Annotated in this window: 10 protein-coding genes; 1 reads left to right on the forward strand and 9 read right to left on the reverse strand. The window is 61.0% G+C overall.

The features are described from left to right. Positions 1-13: 13 nt before the first annotated feature. The 5 genes from ABG996_RS04495 to ABG996_RS04515 form a co-directional block, all read right to left on the reverse strand. Positions 14-727, reverse strand: coding sequence for a response regulator (locus ABG996_RS04495; protein WP_347478671.1), 714 nt, complete (start codon positions 725-727; stop codon positions 14-16). A 4-nt stretch (positions 728-731) separates the two neighbouring features. Beyond that, the gene (locus ABG996_RS04500; RefSeq protein WP_347478669.1) at positions 732-2,357 is read right to left on the reverse strand and encodes a sensor histidine kinase; all 1,626 of its coding nucleotides are present in this window, start codon (positions 2,355-2,357) and stop codon (positions 732-734) included. Positions 2,358-2,470: 113 nt separating this feature from the next. Continuing rightward, on the reverse strand, positions 2,471-2,665 hold the full coding sequence (locus ABG996_RS04505; RefSeq protein WP_217750693.1) for a hypothetical protein: 195 nt from the start codon (positions 2,663-2,665) through the stop codon (positions 2,471-2,473). A 69-nt stretch (positions 2,666-2,734) separates the two neighbouring features. Continuing rightward, a complete protein-coding gene (locus ABG996_RS04510) occupies positions 2,735-4,762 on the reverse strand; it encodes a KUP/HAK/KT family potassium transporter (protein WP_035138754.1) in 2,028 nt (675 codons plus the stop codon). Between the two features lie 158 nt (positions 4,763-4,920). Next, a complete protein-coding gene (locus ABG996_RS04515; RefSeq protein WP_347478666.1) occupies positions 4,921-5,796 on the reverse strand; it encodes a nitroreductase family protein in 876 nt (291 codons plus the stop codon). 213 nt (positions 5,797-6,009) lie between these two features. On the opposite strand from ABG996_RS04515, the gene ABG996_RS04520 reads away from it, so the two are divergent. After that, complete coding sequence (locus tag ABG996_RS04520; protein WP_347478665.1) at positions 6,010-8,310, forward strand: LTA synthase family protein; 2,301 nt, start codon at positions 6,010-6,012, stop codon at positions 8,308-8,310. 550 nt (positions 8,311-8,860) lie between these two features. Here the strand turns inward: ABG996_RS04520 and ABG996_RS04525 are convergent. The 4 genes from ABG996_RS04525 to ABG996_RS04540 form a co-directional block, all read right to left on the reverse strand. Then, complete coding sequence (locus ABG996_RS04525) at positions 8,861-12,949, reverse strand: fibronectin type III domain-containing protein (protein WP_347478663.1); 4,089 nt, start codon at positions 12,947-12,949, stop codon at positions 8,861-8,863. A gap of 801 nt (positions 12,950-13,750) precedes the next feature. Then, positions 13,751-14,302, reverse strand: coding sequence for a flavodoxin family protein BilS (bilS, locus tag ABG996_RS04530; protein WP_099432355.1), 552 nt, complete (start codon positions 14,300-14,302; stop codon positions 13,751-13,753). Between the two features lie 127 nt (positions 14,303-14,429). After that, positions 14,430-16,289: an ABC transporter ATP-binding protein gene (locus ABG996_RS04535; RefSeq protein ID WP_347478662.1), complete on the reverse strand. Its 1,860-nt coding sequence runs from the start codon at positions 16,287-16,289 to the stop codon at positions 14,430-14,432. Then, a complete protein-coding gene (locus tag ABG996_RS04540) occupies positions 16,290-18,134 on the reverse strand; it encodes an ABC transporter ATP-binding protein (protein WP_347478661.1) in 1,845 nt (614 codons plus the stop codon). Between the last annotated feature and the right edge of the window lie 165 nt (positions 18,135-18,299).

Consider the following 18,299-nt stretch of genomic DNA (forward strand, 5'->3'; position numbering starts at 1 on the left):
GGTGGTTGGCAATCTAGCCTTGGGTGACCAATCGGTAACCGATACCCACATGCGTCTGGATATAGCGCGGATGCGCGGGGTCGGATTCGATCTTCTTGCGCAGCGTACCCATAAAGACACGCAGGCTTGCCAGGTCGCTCTTGGTCGCCGTGCCCCAAATCTCGTGCAGGATAAACTGGTGCGTCAGCACCTTGTCGGCGTTATGCGCCAGCAGGCACAGGAGCTTGTGCTCGATCGGCGTCAGATGCAGCTCCTCGCCATCCATCGTGGCGATGCCGGCATCAAAATCGATATGCAGCTCACCGGTATCGAACGAGCCCTCGGAAGCAACGCCGCCCGTTTGCGCATACGAAAGGCGCCTGAGCGTCGTGCGAATGCGCGCGAGCAGCTCCTCGACCGAAAACGGCTTGGTCAGGTAGTCGTCGGCGCCGGCATCGAGCGCGCGAATCTTGTCCGCATCCTCGCTGCGCGCCGAGACCACGATGATCGGCATGCCCGACCATGCGCGCACCGACTCCACCACCTTAACGCCGTCCATATCGGGCAGGCCCAGATCGAGCAGCACAATGCTCGGTGCCTGCGATGAGGCAGCGGCGATGGCGGCATGGGCGGTCTCCACGGCCATATGACGCAAGCCGTGCGCCTCGAGCGCGGCAACGATTAAGTTGCGAACGGCGGGGTCGTCCTCGACAACCAAGATGAGCGGTTTTACGGCAGAGTTCGGCACAGCGCTACTCCTTATCAAACGAAACGTCGGCGACGGGAAGCTCAATCGTAAAGACCGAGCCGTGCGGGTCCGCCGCGGCAACCTCTATGCTACCGCCATGCGCCAATGCAATGGAGCGGCAGAGCGAAAGTCCCAGGCCCACGCTACGGTGGCTGTCGGCAAGACCGTGGTTGGCGGTGTAGAACGACTCAAAGATCCGCTCGCGGTCCTCGGGCGCAATGCCCGGGCCATCATCGGCCACTGAGCACGTCACGTGCCCACCGTCGACGCCAATCGAAATCACGATATGCGAGCCTGCGGGCGTATAGGTGACGGCGTTGTTCACCAGATTGACCACCAGCTGCACCATCAGGCGCGCATCGACATTGACGAGCGCCGGCTCATCGCACGGCACCACCTTAAGGTCGTGCTCGCGCACGGCAGGGTTCACGTGGCGCAGTGCCTCCTCGACGATATCGTCCATGAGCTCGAGCGTGGTCGACAGGCGCATGCCGCCACCCTCGAGCTTGGTGATAGCGAGCAGATTCTCGACAGTGGCGTTGAGCCATTGCGCATCCGAGCGAATGGACAGGAGCAGGCCGCGGCGCGTCTGGGCGTCGAGCACGGCGGTGCCGGTCGAGCCCTGGTCGAGCAGCACGTCGGCATTACCCGAAATACTGGTGAGCGGTGTGCGCAGGTCGTGCGAGATGGAACGCAGCAGGTTGGCGCGCAGCTGCTCGTTTTTGGCGAGCACCGCCGCCTCCTCGCGGGCCTCCATGGCGCGGGCGCGATCGAGTGCCAGCTCGCCTTCGCTCACGATGGCATCGGCAAGTGTCCGTTCCTCGTGTGTTAGCACATCGGGCTCGGCAACGATAGCCAGCACGCCCACCACCGAGGCGGGGTCGCCCGAGCGCACGAAGCCGTCGCCCGTGCGAACCGTCAGGTAGATGCCATAGAACGCCGAACCGCCAAACGTGGCGTCGAGCGGCGTTCCCACGTAGGCGGACGCCGAGAGCCTCGGCGGCATCTGCGGCGCCAGCTCGTGCACCGGGGCGGCATCGCCCACGGCCGTGTACGTCGCACGCGGCAGCAGGTCATCGCCCTCGGCGTCGGCGCTGTACCACACGACCGGACAGCCCGAAAGACGCGCCAGCTGCGTGGCCATGGCGTGAACGATCTGATGCTGATCGGCGCACCGCTGCAGCATGCGGTTGGTCTCGAGCACCATATGCGTGCGGCGGTCGCTGGCGGCAGCCTGTGCCAAGGCGCGGCGCAGGGCCAACGCAATCGAGCTCGACACAAGCGAGACCACAAACATGATGAAGAACATGCCGGGATAGCCGCGGTCGATAAGCGACAGCGAGTAGCGCGGGTCGACAAACAAGAAGTTGTAGAGCGCCACGGCGGCAGCCGAGCTCAGCAAGCAATACAGGCGACTCCAGGTAAAGAATGCGCACAGCTGAACGGCGAACACATAGACGATCATGATGCTCGGCGCGAGACCCGGATGGTCGAGCAGCGCGCCCACAATCGTCGCCGCGACCAGCAGCCCCACCGACACGCAGATATCGTACAGGGGGCCGCGACGCGTCATCGTAGTGCGCCGCCACCAAAAGCTATCGGCAATATCGCCGTCCGTACGGACGTCCATCAGCGTCCCGCCCCTCTCTCAAAAACAAAAACCACCACAAAGGGGACAGGCACCTTTGTGGTGGTTTCCCCTTGTGGTGGTTCCAAGTGTAAAGCCTTTGCAACCTGCGGACGTTAGACAAACAGCACGTGCGCGAGCAGTGCGCACACGCACGCCGCGACAAGCACCGTCACCACGATCGAAATCACGCGGTCGGCCATGTCCATGTTGGCCCGATTCGTAAAGAACCGATCTTCGGCAGCATCGGCGCGTATCTCATGCACCAGCTCGGTCGCAAGATCGCAACCGTCAAGCACCTTTGCATCCATGGTTTCCTCCCAGGACTCAATCCCCGTCAATACAAGCCCGCCCGTTCGCAGACAAACCTCGAGCTTCGACTACGGCCGCTCGTTGGGAGCCAGGCGCTGCATCTTGTTCACGGCCTTGAACTTGGTGAACAGCGGCACGTACTCAAAGCTCACGTTGGAGTTCTCCAGGCCGTACCAACGCGCGGGCGTGCCGGCGGCGCGGCGAATGATGTACTTGAGCGTGATGGCCGTACGCTCGCTGGGCTCCACATCGCTTTCGGGCGCCAGAAGCTTACGGATCAGGACGAACTTGAACGTGCCGATGTTACCCGGATCCTTGTAGACCGAGTAGTCATGCGTCTGCGGCGGCAGCTCGCCGGTGGCAGCCAGGTCCTGAACAACCTGACGCAGGTAGGCATTGACGCGCTGGTTGATCTTGTAGCCCAGGTACAGATGCACGCGGAACACGTAGTCGGTGCCGAACGTCTCGACCGAATAGGCAAAGGTGTGCGGTTCGTCCATAGTCTCGACATTCACAAACCACCAGGCGCGGGCGCGCTTGGGATGCTTGTCCAAAATCGAGTAGACGATGTCGCGGTCGATGTAGTCGGTATGGGTGTCCTTGGTCAGGTACACGACGTTGTCGCTCATGCGCTCGTAACGGTCGTCGTCGCGCAGGCGCTTGAGCTGCGGTAGGTAGCTGCGCAGCGGCAGCAGCGTAAACTGGCGCTGCTCGACCGCCGTGCCGTTGTACCAGCACACCATGATGCCCATGATGAGCGCGGCCATGAGGATGGTGAAGTAGCCGCCGTGGAAGAACTTGGTGAGCGAGCTCACGAAGAAGAAGCCTTCGAGCAAAAGGAAGAAGGCCGCGAAGATCCACGGCGCGACCTTGAGCTTGCGCTCCTCGTGCAGGTAGAAGAAGAGCAGCAACGTGGTGCACATCATAGTCAGCGTAATGGCAAGGCCGTAGGCGGCTTCCATATGCGCCGAGTTCTGGAACAGCAGCACCACGATGACGCAGCCGACAAGCATGACGTTGTTGACCATGGGGATGTAGAGCTGGCCCTTGGTCTCGGCAGGGTAGAAGACCTGCATGTGCGGCATGAGGTCCAGACGGCTGGCCTCGGACACCAGCGAGAATGCGCCGGTGATGAGCGCCTGCGAGGCAATGATGGCCGCAACGGTGGAAAGGCCTACGGCAAAGGGACGCAGGCCCGGGGCGAGCATCTGGTAGAACGGGTTGAGGTCGGCAATGCCCATGAGCTCGGGGTTGGCAGCGTTGTTCATAAGCCAAGCGCCCTGGCCCATATAGGAAAGCAGCAGGCAGCACTTAACGAACGGCCAGGTAGCGTAGATGTTGCCGCGGCCGACGTGGCCCATGTCGGAGTAGAGCGCCTCGGCACCGGTGGTGGCGAGGAAGCAACTGCCCAGAATCATGATGCCCGCGTGGTTGTTGGGGCTCAGCAAAAAGGCGATGCCGCGCACCGGGTTGAGGCACAGCAGCACGGCGGGGTGCTGGAAAACAAAGAACAGACCCGTGCCGCCCAGGAACAGGAACCACAGCGTCATGATGGGGCCAAAGGCGTGACCGATCTTGGCCGTACCGATGCGCTGTACCAAGAAGAGCACGATGATGATGGCGAGCGTAATGGCGACGACGCGACCCTGGTCATCGCCCAGCACGGCATGGACCGCCGGGATGGTGCGCAGGCCCTCGATGGCCGTGGTAACGGTAACGGCAGGTGTCAGGATGCCGTCGGCGAGCAGCGCGGCGCCACCCAGCATGGCGGGGATGATGAGCCACTTGCCGCAGCGCTTGACCAGGCTGTACAGGGCAAAGATGCCGCCCTCACCATGGTTATCGGCGCGCAGCGAGATGAGCACATACTTGATGGTGGTCAGCAGCGTGACCGTCCACACGACAAGGGAGAGCGCGCCGAGCACGAACTCCTCCGTGACGCTTCCGATGCCGCCGTTGCCGGCAACGAGCGCCTTGGTTACATACATAGGGCTGGTGCCGATATCGCCGTACACCACGCCCAGCGTGACGAGCATCGCCGAGATGCTCACAGGAATCGCAGCGTGCGAAGCTGCCTCCTTGGCCTTTTGTTCCATAAGCCGGTTTCCTCCCAACTTTAATGTTCGAAGGGATTATAGGTAATCGGCCCATGTTTTAATGCACTGTTTTCCCAGCTAGATAAAGATTTATACAGTCTTTAGGCCACCGCGGCGATATGAAGTGTGACAAAGGGACTATCCCCTTGTCACGTTCGTCATTTTCCGAGCCAGTTTTTGAACCACCACTCCATGGAGCGGCTCATCTCGGCCATAAAGGGGCTCGTGTGCTTGCGGGTGTAGATATCCACGACGCGCTCCCCCACCTCGCGGGCGTGCGGGCGAAACATCGCATCCATCTCGGCCACCTGCGCATCCATAGTCGCGGCATCCGCACGGCAGTAGCGCTCCTCGTGCACCAGGTTCACCACGGGGTGCGCGATTGCCGGGCGCTCCTTACGGGGCGTGCCGATGATGAGCATCGACAGCGGCATGGTATAGGGCGGCAGATCGAGCAGCGCGGCAACTTCCTCGGCGTTCTCGACGATGTCGCCGATATAGCAGCTCCCCAGCCCCAGGGCCTCGGCGGCAACCACGGCGTTTTGCGCGGCGATCACGGCATCCTGAGCCGCGATGGCAAAGTCGCCCAGACCCGGCGCGCGGCGGGGCGCCTTACCCGTGCGCTCTACAAACTCGGGCTCAAAGCAGCCCACGTGCTCAAACAGATCGATCCACTTGGCATAGTCGACCACAAATATAAGTGCCCAGGGCGCCTTGGCGATCATGGGCTGGTGGTCGCACAGGTCGGCCAGGCGGTCGAGCGTTGCCTGCTCGCGGATGCTCACGATGGAATACATCATCATGGCGCCCGCCGACGGCGCGCGGCTCGCCGCATGCAAGATCGCCGCCCGCTGCTCGTCGGTCACCGCCACGGGACGGTCGTCGTCATCACGCGCGAAGGCACGCGTGGACGAGCGGTGTTCCAAGATGTCCAGCGCCGCGTTGCCCGTAGTCTCGACCGGATAGCCGCCCGCGTCCACGCCCACAGCTCCGCCGCAGTACTCGGTGCCCGTCATACAAACCTGCTCGCCCATAGCTCTATCCTCGCTAATTCTTTAAGAAGCCTTTACGTTTCCGTGTAATTCCCGTCCATTATCGCGCAGGCCGCCACTACATTGCGCCACACCGCCGCACGTGCGCGTTAATATGGCTGGTTGTTGTGCGCAGCCACCAATTGCAGCGCATATCTTGGTAACAATCGGGTAAACCCCCGCTTTCGTACGTTTTAGTTTGTGAGGAGTCTCAGCATGTTCGCTGCCGCCATCTCGCTCGTCGGTCTTGCGGCGACCGTCTACCTTGTCTTGCGCGAGGCCAAGGCCATTCGCGCTCAGTCGGGCACCGTTGCCAAAAGCGCTCTTGGGTGGAGCGTCGTCTTCGGCCTGTTCCAGGTCTTTTTGACTATTTGGGGCGCCATTGGCCTCGTCGCCCAAAACGAGCCGCTCGCCTTTGTGATGCTCATCCTGACCAACGCCATCCTCACCGGATGCGCCTGGGCCAGCATCGCCCGCGATCGCATCGCCCCGCGCGTCTTTGCGTTCGCCAAGCCCGACGCCCCCGCCCCCACCGGCAAGCTCGCCCGCCTGCGCGGCGCCTTTGTGGGCAAACCACTCGTCGCCGCCGTCCTGTGCCTGCTGCTCGCCGGCGTCTTTGCGCTGCTGGGCATGGAGGTCTCGTCCAACCACGACTTTACCTGGGTCTACCCCCTGTGCATCCTGCTCGAGTGGGCCATCATCACCGTGCTCATGATTGGCTTGTTCTTCCTGTTCCAGCGCCACGGCGCAGCTCCCGCGGTCCTGGCCTTTGCCCTCTTTGTCCTGGGCATTGCCGAGTTCTTCGTCATCACGTTTAAATCCATGCCCATCCAGCCGGGCGACCTTTCGGCCATCTCCACCGCCGCCGCGGTCGCCGGCACCGGCTACACCTTCTCCATCTCGCTGTTCTGTGTGCTGTCCATGGGCTTTACCGCCATCGCCATGCTGCTGTGCGAGTACGCCGGCCTGGTTGCACCGCACCGCCAGAAGGATGCCGCCAACGCCAAGCGCATGCTGCTCACCAACCTGCTCGTGGCCGTGCTGTGCCTGGGCGGTGTGACCGCGCACGTCACGCTTATCGACTACTACAACACCCTCGGCATCACCGTCTACACCTGGCGCCCGCTCGAGAGCTACTGGCGCGAGGGCTACCTGCCCGCTTTCATTAGCGCGGCGCAGTCCATCAAGCCGCCCAAACCCGCCGACTACTCCGTCGACGATGCCAAGGCCACGCTCAAAAAGTACGCCAAGGCCTACGACAAGTCCGACGCCGCCAAGAGTGACGAGCGCACCGCCGCAAAGGAGCAGTTCGACAGCGAGAAGCCCACGGTCATCGCCATCATGAACGAGACGTTCTCGGATCTGTCGATCTACCAGAACATGCGCGCCGGCTACGAGGGTCCGCAGTACTTTAAGAGCCTGTCCAACTGCCTCAGCCGCGGCAAGCTCTACGTGAGCGCCTACGGCGGCGGTACCGCCAATACCGAGTTTGAGTTTATGACCGGCAACTCCATGGCCAACTTGGGCTCGGGCGTGTACCCCTACACCATCTACAACATGGAGACGACCGGGAACCTGGCAGAGCAGTTCAAATCGCTCGGCTATTCCACCACGGCTATGCACCCCAACCACGCGACCAACTGGAACCGCGAGAACGTCTACAAGGACTTTGGTTTTGACCAGTTCCTGTCCATCAACGATTTCCAGGGAGCCGATACCCTGCGCGGCATGGTGACCGACCAGGCTACCTACGACAAAATTCTTGAGCTGCTCGACCAGAACGCCGATCCTCAGTTTATCTTCGATGTGACCATGCAGAACCACTCGGGCTACGACACGGGCCTGCTTCCGGTCGACAAGCAGATGCACCTGAATATCGACACGACCGATCTGGACGCCAAGACCGTCGAGGACGGCACGCTGTCCGATGTCGACGAGTATGTCTCGTGCATCGAGCAGTCCGACCAGGCACTGCGCTACTTCCTCAACGCCCTGAGCAAGCTCGATCGCAAGGTGGTCGTGGTGTTCTGGGGCGATCACCAGCCGTTCTTCCCGTCCAAGTTCAACGATAAGTGGTTTACCGGCGAAGACGATGCCACGCATCAGGAGCGCCTGTGGCAGACCGACTACATCATTTGGGCTAACTACGACGTTGCCGGTTGCGACCAGACGAGCGAGGTCGACGACCTGTCCACCAACTACCTGTCCACGCAGCTTATGCAGCTGATCGGCGCACCCCTCTCCGACTACCAGAAGGCGCACATGACGCTGCGTGAGTCGCTGCCCGCCATCAACTCGGTGGGCTACGAGGACGCCAGCCTGCGCTGGGCGCTCTCCTCCAACGTCACCGGCGACGACGCCGCCGCAGCAGCCGCCACCAAGGCGCGCGAGGATTACGCCAAGATGCAGTACTACGAGATGTTCCGCGACGGCAAGAACGTGTACACCGAGCACTTCCAGACCGAGGCCAACGAGACCGACCCCAACCTGGCGCCGGGCACGACCAAGATCAAGTAGCGGGTCACTCATAACTGAAACGTCTGTCCGGGCGGAGGCATATAAGGTTCCCTGCTCGGACAGTCCTGCGCAAGACGAAGGCCACGTTATGTGGCCTTCTTTGTTTGCGGAAAGTGTGTCCCGGAATTCTTGTCTGGAATGGGATGCAGTTTCCGCTTGGGACCCGATTGGGAAAGTGTGTCCCACTATTCAGCTGGATTCCGGGATGTATTTTCCGGTTGAGGCTCGTTGGGAAAGTGCGTCCCACTTTGGGGGCTGATTCTGGGACGTGGTTTCCGGTTGGCTCTCATTGGGAAAGTTCATCCCATTTCTCGGCCTAATTATGGGACGCAGTTTCCCGTTGAGGACCCTTTGGGAAAGTGCGTCCCGGTCTGGGCGCTCAAACTGGGATGGATTTTCCGGATGAGGGCTTGACGGAAAATGTGTCCCGTTCCGGGCGCTAATTGTGGGATGCAGTTTCCGCTTGCGGAGTCTCCACTCAACAGAAAACCCGGGTGGCCTGTTTTTTGGCTACCCGGGTTTTTGGGTTGTCGATATGTTCGACTGGCTACTAGTGGGTCTTGCGGCGCTTGATCAGCATGATGAGGGCTATCACTACGAGCGTTGCTCCCGCTGCTGCTGCGGTGGCGACTAGGGCGAATGTTTGTTCGCCGGTGTTTGCGAGGTTCTTCGCTGTGGTCGTAGTCTTGACCTTGGTGTCGGTCTTAGCTCCGTTGTCGGACTTGGGCTTGTCCGGGTTCGTCGGGGTCTCAGGAGTCTCGGGGTCCTTTGAGCCTTCGGAATCGGTTGGGCCGGCGGTGTTTACCAGCGTATGGTCCAGGAACTTCTTGGCGCCCGCACTTGCCTGTGAGAACAGGCGGCGCGTGCGGATCGGGGTGGCGTTCACCGTTGTGGGCGCCGTCTCCTCGGCCTCGATATTCACGAGCGTCGTGCCGGTGTCGAGGCCCACGTCGTTGTATCCCACGTGGCAGTAATACTGCGCACCGTCATCGTCTGCGGTCAGGTCAATCTCGAGCTTTGAGGCCGTTCCAGCCGCGAGGTTGCCATCGGCACCCACGAGCTTAAACTCTGTCTCGCCGCGGCCCTTGCGGTACCACATATAGGTCGGTGCCAGCCCTGTTTCGCTATCGTCGGCACCGAGTTGCTTCACATGGCCAATCGCCGAGAGCGTCAGGTGGCTTCCCGCCGCGCGCTCAACCGAAGAGTCGTATCCAAGATCCGACCCCTCCGCAGCATCCGCCGCAGGTCCGCTCACGGTCATCGTCATGCCATCGGGCATGGTCTTGACCGTGATGATTGCCGAGCGAATACCTGTTTCGGTCGTGGATCCATTCTTAACGGCGGCGATGGCGAATCGATACTCCGTATTGGGCTGCAGCCCATCCCACTTGAGCGAGGTCTGCGTGTTGTCGGCAATCTTCCAGCTATTGACGACCGCATCCGCCGCATTGCTCTGCAGCATGCCCACGCCGTAGCTAAAGCCACTCTTGTTTGCGAGTACATCGTCCCAGCTAAACGTAACGCTGGTCGAATCGACGGCGTTTGCCGTAAAGCCCGTCACGGCCGGCGCGTCGGGCATCTCGACGTCCTTAACGTCATAGCCCACGATCCAGAACTGGTCGGTGTCCTTGGTGCCGAGCTTGTCGCCCGAGTCTGCCTCGAACTTGTCGACATCCACCGCGTTGACGCCCAGACGCCACACAAAACCGTACTTGCCCTGCGCGGCCTCGGGCAGGTTGTCGACGGTGCCGCCGTATTCGGTCGATTCACTCGAGGAGTTACCCGTAGTAAAGCCGGCGTTGGCACCAAAGCACAGGCCGCCAAACAACTCGTGCTTTGCGAGCTTCGCGCCCATGACAACGCTGCCGTTCAGCGTCAAGCCGAGCTCGAGCTCCTGCTCCTTGCCCTCCTCGACTTCGATGGTCTGCTCAACGCTCGCCCCCGACTGCGCGGCGGCGCCGTTAAACCCATCGTGCGTGTAGGCGCGCGTTACGCCAGGCTTGCCCAGGCCAAAGGAATCCCCAACGGGAGTCTCGCCGTTGAGCGTCGTTTGATAGGTTCCGGGTTCTCCCGACCGGTTGGTCAAAAAGTAGCTGAGCGGCGTCATATTGTGCTGTTTGGCAATGCGGTCATAGGCCTCGACATTAACGACCGAGGTCTGCGCGCCGAGCGACACGGGCGTCGCCATCACGCCCTTGCCACCAGTTTCCTCATTTTCGATCTCATACTCGTAATAGACCATCGGAATCGTGTAGAGCACGGCCTTGTCACCCTCGCCGGCATGCGACTCATAGCTTACGCTTGCGCTGACCGTGCGCTCGCTCCGGTAGTCATAGCATCCCTCGGCGGCAAAATCGACTGAAGCATTCATCGCGACCAGGGGCGGACCGGTCTGCACCTCGACGGCAACGCCCAACTCGGCGCCAATGGTATAGCCCTGGGATGTCCCCGTGCCCTTTTCCTCTCCGTATGACGTGCCGCCCAACACCAGATAGCCGTATGCCTGCTCCAGATCCTCAACATAGGGCGCATCCTGCAGCACGGCAAGCACGCGCGGGTTGGTATAGACCTTGTAGCGGTCCTTGTACGTGATCTTGACGCTGTCGTTGTCGACATCGGGCAGCGCGAGCGAGATAAATGTGCCGTAGGTAGTGCCGCGACGGTTGCTCTCGCTAATCACCTGCTCCTCGCCGCGGCGCACCTTTCCGTTCTCGTCGAGCGAAAAATGCGAGGCGGTCATCCAATAGTAGTCATCGTTCTTGCGCAGGTCCTCGTCGCGGTGCTTGCCCACCACGGCGATAAAGCTCTCGTTATAGCGGTCCGAACCCGAGACGCTGCCCGCCTTGACGTCGCTGATCCACACCTGCTCTATACCCTTGTGGTCATGCTTGTTGCTGCTGTTGTATTGCTGACCGCTCATGCTCATGGTTCCGACCATGGACCCCAAGCCCTGAGCCCCGCTCTGTGCCGTGTTGCAGGCAAAGTCGCGGAACACATCGCCGCCCACGAGCACCTCGTCGACCGCCAGCTGCTCGGACAGGCCGTCAAGGTTGGCAGTGGCAAGGGCAATAGGCGCCAAGGTGCACGGATAGCGCTTATCCTGAGCGCTATCCTTCCATGCGCTGTTGGGCACATGCATCAGCCCATAGGAGGCGAGGAGCCCGTCTCTGTATTCCTTGCAATCGGAAAGCTTGAACTCGCCAGACTCCGAGTCAAAATACGCGTAGCGGTACAGCGCGCCGTACAGCCCCTTGCTGCCGTCAGAAGCGCCGTAATCAAAAGCGCTGCGTTGCCAGTCATAGCCCGCAAGAATAAGGCCCGTGACGGTTTCACCCGTCTTCTTTCCTTCTTCATCGTAGGCGGCAAACGTGCCGAACGTCGCATTCGCAGCGACCATGGTCTTGCCGTTCGCGGAGAGGGAGATTGCGCCCGCGTCGCCCAGAGCATCGACATGGACGAGCGCACCCTTGGATGCATCCCACGAAAACAGCTCGCAATGCGTCGACTTATCAATATTCTTCTTGCCGTAGGGTGCCGAGACCACGATGGCGAGGTCATCGCAAAAATCGCGATCGAGGTCGCCGGCCGCTAGCGAAACGACAGGAGCTGACTGAAGCTGCGTCCAGGAGTCGTTCCCGCCCTTGTTGTGCGTGGTGTAGTCCGCGGCGTTACCGGCATCGATCTTGACGACGCTTTGCTTCCAGTTGCCGCCCTCCAAGTCATACATGTCGACTACAGCCTTGCGCACGCCGTTCTCGTCGACATAGCAGCCCGCGTAGACAAAAAGCTCGTCGACGCCGTCGCCATCGACATCGCCCGCCTCGACATCAAAGACGGCGTCGTGCTCTTGCAGGTAACCGGCATCCAGGTACTTAAAACGGCCTTCGTACATCATACTAGTGTTGACCGTCACCGGCAGGTGTGTGTCGAGAGTGCGCGTACGCCCGTTGCTAAACGAGTAGAGGACCAGCTCAACCTTTCCGGCGTATGACTTGCCGTCAATCGTCGTGGAGGAACTGTCGCCGTAGGCACGGAGCTCGGCAACGCGGCTCTTTTTGCCCGTGCTGGCGTCGCTGCAGAACTCAACACTCGTGGCGTGAATGCCCGAGAAACCGTTGTTGTCGTTGGCGAGTACTGTTGAGGACTCATTGTTGCTTAGGTACGACCAGGTGCCGCCACCGTAGTCGCTATGCTTGTAGAGATCGCTGTTCGTATCGAAGTTGTTGACGTTTTGCCAGAACTTTGCGGCGCCCCACACACTTCCATAGCCATCGGTGAGTTTGCTGCTGCCGCCAATGTCACCGCGCTCGACGTTCTCGAGCTTGTCGCGCAGAGTGTAGCGATTGCCATGGCTACCGTTAGCTGCCATATAGACCTCGCCGCGCGTGGCAAACGTCGTGGGGGTATCAGTGGAATAGGGGCCAACGGTATCGGCCGGAATGTCCTCGCTCGTGCCCAGACCCAGGGCTTGATAATCCTGCTCGGTCATATCGGTGATTGCAGGCGCATCTGCCGCCTGGGCAACCTGGGGCGCGGCCGTGAAGCAGGCGACGCTCGTGGCGATCAACGCAGCAAGCGCCGCCGTCCCAACAAGCGGGATTTTCGACAGCCTACGGATACGGGGGTGTGGAACGTACATGAGGGACCTCGCTTTATTCGAGTGGAGTGGACTCATTTTTACAAATGATACGTCCGATGCCCGATATCACGTGTCTCATTTTCGCCAACGGCGTGTCTCATTTTTGAGAATCCGAGATGCCGCGGAAATCTTATCCCAGCTCAAAGGCCATTTCTGGGATGTATTTTCCGTCGAGTGCCTCATCGGGAAACTGCATCCCATTTCAAGCGTCGATTCTGGGACGCACTTTCCCCTTAGACCCTCAACCGGAAACCGCATCCCACTTTGAGCGCAAATTCCGGGATGCATTTTCCGCTTGAGCCTCATTGGGAAACGGCGTCCCACTTTGAGGGCTGATTGTGGGATGCATTTTCCGGTTTTGCTCTCATTGGGAAAATGCATCCCGTTTCTTGACCGAATAATGGGACGCAATTTCCCGTTGGAGCGCCTTTGGGAAAGTGTGTCCCACTTCGACCGCCCAGAGTGGGATGCACTTTCCGCAAAGCACCTCAACGGGAAACTACGTCCCATTCCAAAGGCAAATTCCGGAACGCATTTTTCGAAAGCCTGCCCATCCGGAAAGCCCGTCCCACTTTGGACGCATCCGGGCACGGAACCATCGACCTATCAGGCCTCCCATCAATAAAGAGGCGTCCTCCCGGACGGCGGGGCACGAAGTTCATCGCGAGTTCCGCACGCAAAGAAGGCCACTTAATGTGGCCTTCGTCTTGCGCGGGACTGTAGAGCAGGGAACTTCGTGCCCCGACGCCCGGGAGGACGCTTCATTTAGAAAGATGGACCGACCGCCGTCAGCGATGGGAGCTACTCTCCCAGCACGGCCTTTTTGGCGGCTGCAGCCATGTTATCCAGATCTTCCTTGGTGGGATGGTCCTTCGCGGCAACCCAGTTGTCGAGCAGCATCTTAAATCGGGCGTTGTCGGGATCTTGCTCGAGCATGGCCTCGTAGCGCTGCTTGACCGCGGGACCCATCTTGCCCTGGCACATCGCCCAGCCCGCAAGCTCGGCATCCCCAGCCAAATTGGAAGTCACGCGATCAATAATCTGCTGGTAATAGCTCTGGTCGGCGCCAAAACCGCAGGTGCCAAACAGGAACACGCGCTTGCCGTGCAAGGCGGAGAGCAACGCCGCGACCGAAGGCGTGCACGCGCCCTTGTCGCACCAAAAACCGACGAGCACCGTGTCGGCCGCGCAGGCGCCCTGCGCCTCGAGCGCAACCTGATCTGCATCCGCATCGTCGCTCAACGCCGCGGCATGGACAAACTCAACACCCGCAGCCTGCAGAGCGCGCTTGATCGCGCCCGAAACCATCCTGGTATTACCGCTCTTGCTGTTAACCACCAAAGAGCACGTCATAGTCACGTTGCCTCGTATCCCCCAAAACTAAAGCCACTAATGCAATTTATTAGATGAATATCTTAGTACTAACGTGACAGATGTAAACCACCGTCTGTCGATTGATTAATTTGCCCCACGGGCTTGCTCACTGGGCAAACTGGCTGCGATAGAGTTCGGCGTAGAAGCCGCCTGCCGCTAGCAGCTCGTCGTGCGTGCCGCGCTCGATAATCTGGCCGTCGCGCATCACCAGAATGCAGTCGGCGTTGCGGATCGTCGACAGGCGGTGCGCCACCACAAAGCTTGTGCGGCCGGCCATAAGCTCGTCGAACGCCGCCTGCACCTGCAGCTCGGTACGCGTATCGATACTCGAGGTCGCCTCGTCCAGCAGCAGAATCGCCGGGTCGGTGAGCATGACGCGCGCGATGCACAGCAGCTGTTTTTGACCCTGGCTAAACGTGCCGCCGTCCTCGCCGATTACCGTATCGTAGCCGCCTGGCAGCTGCACGATAAACTTGTGCGCGTGCGCGCGCTTGGCAGCTTCGATAACCTGCTCGCGCGTGGCGTCGGGACAGCCGTAGGCGATGTTTTCCGCCACCGTGCCCTCGAACAGCCAAGTGTCCTGCAACACCATGCCAAAGGCGCGGCGCAAGCTTGCGCGCGTGTAATCACGCGAGGAACGGCCATCGACCGCAATGCGACCGGCATCGATATCGTAGAACCGCAGAAGCAGGTTGATGAGCGTCGTCTTGCCACAGCCCGTGGGACCGACCAGGGCAAAGCGCATGCCGGGCTTGGCCTCGATGCAGATGTCCTGCAGCAGCTTGCGGTCGGACACGTAGCTAAAGTCCACATGCTCAAAGGCGACCTCGCCCTGCGGGGCGGCAAGTTCCACGGCATCCGCCGCATCGGGCTCCTGCTCGCGCGCATCGAGCAGCGCAAACATACGACGTGCCGAGGCATACGCCGTCTGGATCTGCGTGATGACGTTGGTGACCTCGTTGAACGGCTTGGTGTACTGGTTGGCGTAGGACAGGAAAATCTGCACGCCGCCCACCGTGAGCGCCGCCGGCACGCCCGTGATCACGCCCACGCAGCCGATCACGGCGACCACGGCGTAGATGATGTTATTGATAAAGCGCGTGCCGGGGTTAGAAAGCGAACCCATAAACTGCGCGCGCTCGCCCGCCGTATAGAGCTCGGCGTTGAGGACATCGAAGCGCTGCTGAGCGTGCGGGCCGTAGGCGAAGGCGTCCACCAGCTTTTGCTCGCCCACATACTCCTCAATATGACCACCGAGCTGACCCTGAATACGCTGCTGGGCCGTAAAGCTTTTATTGGAAAGCTTGGCGATGGCGCCGGCTGCAAAAATGGAAAGAGGCGTGACGAGCACCACCACAAGCGTCATGGTCAGGTTAATGGAGAGCATAAACGCGAGCGTGCCAACGATGGTGATAACGCCGGTGAATAGCTGGGTAAAGCCCTGGAGCAGACCGTCGCCCACCTGGTCGACGTCGTTGACCACACGGCTCATAAGGTCGCCGTGGGCATGGCCGTCGATAAAGCTGAGCGGCATGCGGCTGAGCTTGTCGCTCGCCTCCACGCGCATGTCGCGCACTGTCTCGTAGGACAGGCGGTTGACGCAGTAGCCTTGCAGCCACTGGAAGGCCGCCGCGCCCACCACGACGAGCGCGAGTTTGGTAACGAGCGGCAGCAGCGCATCGAAGTCCACCTGCCCGGCGGCGACGATCAGGTCGATGCCCTCGCCGATGAGGATGGGCGTGTAGAGCTGCAGAATCACCGAGACGGCGGCACTCAAAAACGATGCCGCAAACGAGACGCGGTGCGGGCGAACGTAGCCCAGCAGGCGGCGGGTCACCGCACCCACGGGATAGCGCTCGGGGTCGCCGGGCTGGCGCGGACCGTCGCCCAGGTCGTTGAGGTTATCGTTACCGGACACGTTGGCCGTCATCGTGGCGACCGAACCGGAAGAAGTGTACGGATTCATTTAGCAGCCCTCCTTTGCGCAGACGGATGCGGGGGCGATCGGGGTGGGCGCGGGCGCCGCACTCCCCTGCTGGCCCTCGAGCTCCTCACGGCGCAGCTGCGACTGGCAAATCTCGCGATAGAGCTGGCAGGTCGCGTACAGCTCGTCATGCGTGCCCAGGCCCGCGACCGAGCCGTGGTCGAGAACGCAGATCATATCGGCGTCGCGCACGGTCGAGACGCGCTGGCTCACAATCACCGTGGTCAGCGACAGCCCGCCCTCGGCGGCACCGCGCATGCTTCGTTCGCGAATGGCATGGCGAAGCGCTGCATCGGTCTTAAAGTCGAGCGCCGAGGCGGAGTCGTCCATGATTAGGACCTGCGGAGAGCCCACCAGGGCGCGCGCGATAGTCAGGCGCTGGCGCTGGCCACCGCTAAAGTTCTTGCCGCCCGCCTCGACCGGGGCATCTAAGCCCTGTGGCTTGTTGTGTACGAACTCGCTTGCCTGTGCCATATCGAGCGCCGCCCAGAGCTCCTCGTCGGTTGCTGCCTCGTCGCGCCAGGTCAGGTTGCTGCGGATGGAGCCGCTCACCAGCGATGCGCGCTGCGGAACGGTCGCGACCACACGGCGCAGCTGGTCGAGCGGCCAGGTGCGCACGTCGGCGCCCATCACGCTCACGCTGCCGGTGCTCGCATCGTACAGGCGCGGGATGAGCGAGACGAGCGTGGACTTGCCGCTACCCGTACCGCCGATAATGCCGAGTGTCTTGCCCAGCGGGAGTTCCAGCGTCACATCGTTGACAGCATTGGCCGCGCCAGCGCCAAACGAGAAGCTCGCATGGCTCAAGCTCAGCGCGGGGACTGGAGCGACATTGCCCGGCTTGGGCAGCGCGACCGGCTGGTTGCCCTCGTCGGTGATGCCCGGCACGCAATTGAGCACCTCGTTGATACGCGACGCGCTGGCGCTCGCCTTGGTAAAGACCACGACCAGGTTGGCGACGTACACGATGGAGGTCAGGGTCTGCGTCATGTAGTTCACAAACGCCATGACCTGGCCCTGCGTAAGCTCGCCCACGCTGACCTGGATGCCGCCCACCCACAGGATGGCGCACACGCCCAGGTTCATCACCAAAAACGTGACGGGGTTGAGAATCGACGAGAGCTTGCCCACCGCGATGGCAGTATTGGCCTGGTCGTCGGCGGCCTGCGCAAAGCGCTCGCGCTCGTGATCTTCGCGCACGAAGGCGCGAACCACGCGGGCGCCCGAAAGGCCTTCGCGGCAGATAAGCGCGATGCGGTCGAGCTTTGCCTGCAGCTGCTTGTAGTACGGAATGCAGCGCGCCATGACAACCCAGAACACCAGGCCAATGGCGGGCGTGCAGATCAAAAAGATGATGCCGAGCTTAAGGTCGATGGCAAGGGCCGCGCACATGGAGCCCACCGCTAGAAAGGGCCAGCGGATGAGCATGCGCACGCCCAGCGCCACAGCGAGCTGGACCTGGTTAACGTCGTTGGTGATGCGGGTGATGAGCGACGGCGTGCCAAAGCGGTCGAGCTCAGCATAGCTCAGCTTGTTGATGTGCTCGTAGAGCGCGCCGCGAATGTCGGTGCCCATGCCCTGCGAGGTGAGCGCCGCCATCTTTTGGCAGACGAGCGTAAACGAGATGCCGATCACGGCCATGGCGGCAAGTAGCATGCCGTAGTGGATAACGGCGCTCACGTCGTGCGAGCCAATGCCCTTGTCGATCATCTGGGCAATCACCAGCGGCGTCAGCAGGTCAAAGATCACTTCGATCAGCTTACACGCAGGGCCGATCACCATATACCGGCGAAACTTACCACCAAAACGCCTAAGCAGCTCAATCATAAAAAGGCGCTCCCTATCATCATCCACATTCAATTCGAATCATGATAGTACCGCCACCCCAAAAGAAGCGTAAACAACTCGTCATTTCTAACGGGATTCAGTTTTCAGAGAGGTATACGCGCGCACCCAGCCAGTGTCGGGTCGACCGCTTGGTATACTTACATT

This window comes from Collinsella aerofaciens (assembly GCF_039836695.1).
Lineage (GTDB): Bacteria > Actinomycetota > Coriobacteriia > Coriobacteriales > Coriobacteriaceae > Collinsella > Collinsella aerofaciens_BD.

Bases quoted from the DNA above. Each gene is read 5' to 3' on its own strand.
- ABG996_RS04500 (WP_347478669.1), bottom strand. From the start codon at position 2,357: ATGGACGTCCGTACGGACGGCGATATTGCCGATAGCTTTTGGTGGCGG.
- ABG996_RS04505 (WP_217750693.1), bottom strand. From the start codon at position 2,665: ATGGATGCAAAGGTGCTTGACGGTTGCGATCTTGCGACCGAGCTGGTG.
- ABG996_RS04510 (WP_035138754.1), bottom strand. From the start codon at position 4,762: ATGGAACAAAAGGCCAAGGAGGCAGCTTCGCACGCTGCGATTCCTGTG.
- ABG996_RS04515 (WP_347478666.1), bottom strand. From the start codon at position 5,796: ATGGGCGAGCAGGTTTGTATGACGGGCACCGAGTACTGCGGCGGAGCT.
- ABG996_RS04520 (WP_347478665.1), top strand. From the start codon at position 6,010: ATGTTCGCTGCCGCCATCTCGCTCGTCGGTCTTGCGGCGACCGTCTAC.
- ABG996_RS04525 (WP_347478663.1), bottom strand. From the start codon at position 12,949: ATGTACGTTCCACACCCCCGTATCCGTAGGCTGTCGAAAATCCCGCTT.
- bilS (WP_099432355.1), bottom strand. From the start codon at position 14,302: ATGACGTGCTCTTTGGTGGTTAACAGCAAGAGCGGTAATACCAGGATG.
- ABG996_RS04535 (WP_347478662.1), bottom strand. From the start codon at position 16,289: ATGAATCCGTACACTTCTTCCGGTTCGGTCGCCACGATGACGGCCAAC.
- ABG996_RS04540 (WP_347478661.1), bottom strand. From the start codon at position 18,134: ATGATTGAGCTGCTTAGGCGTTTTGGTGGTAAGTTTCGCCGGTATATG.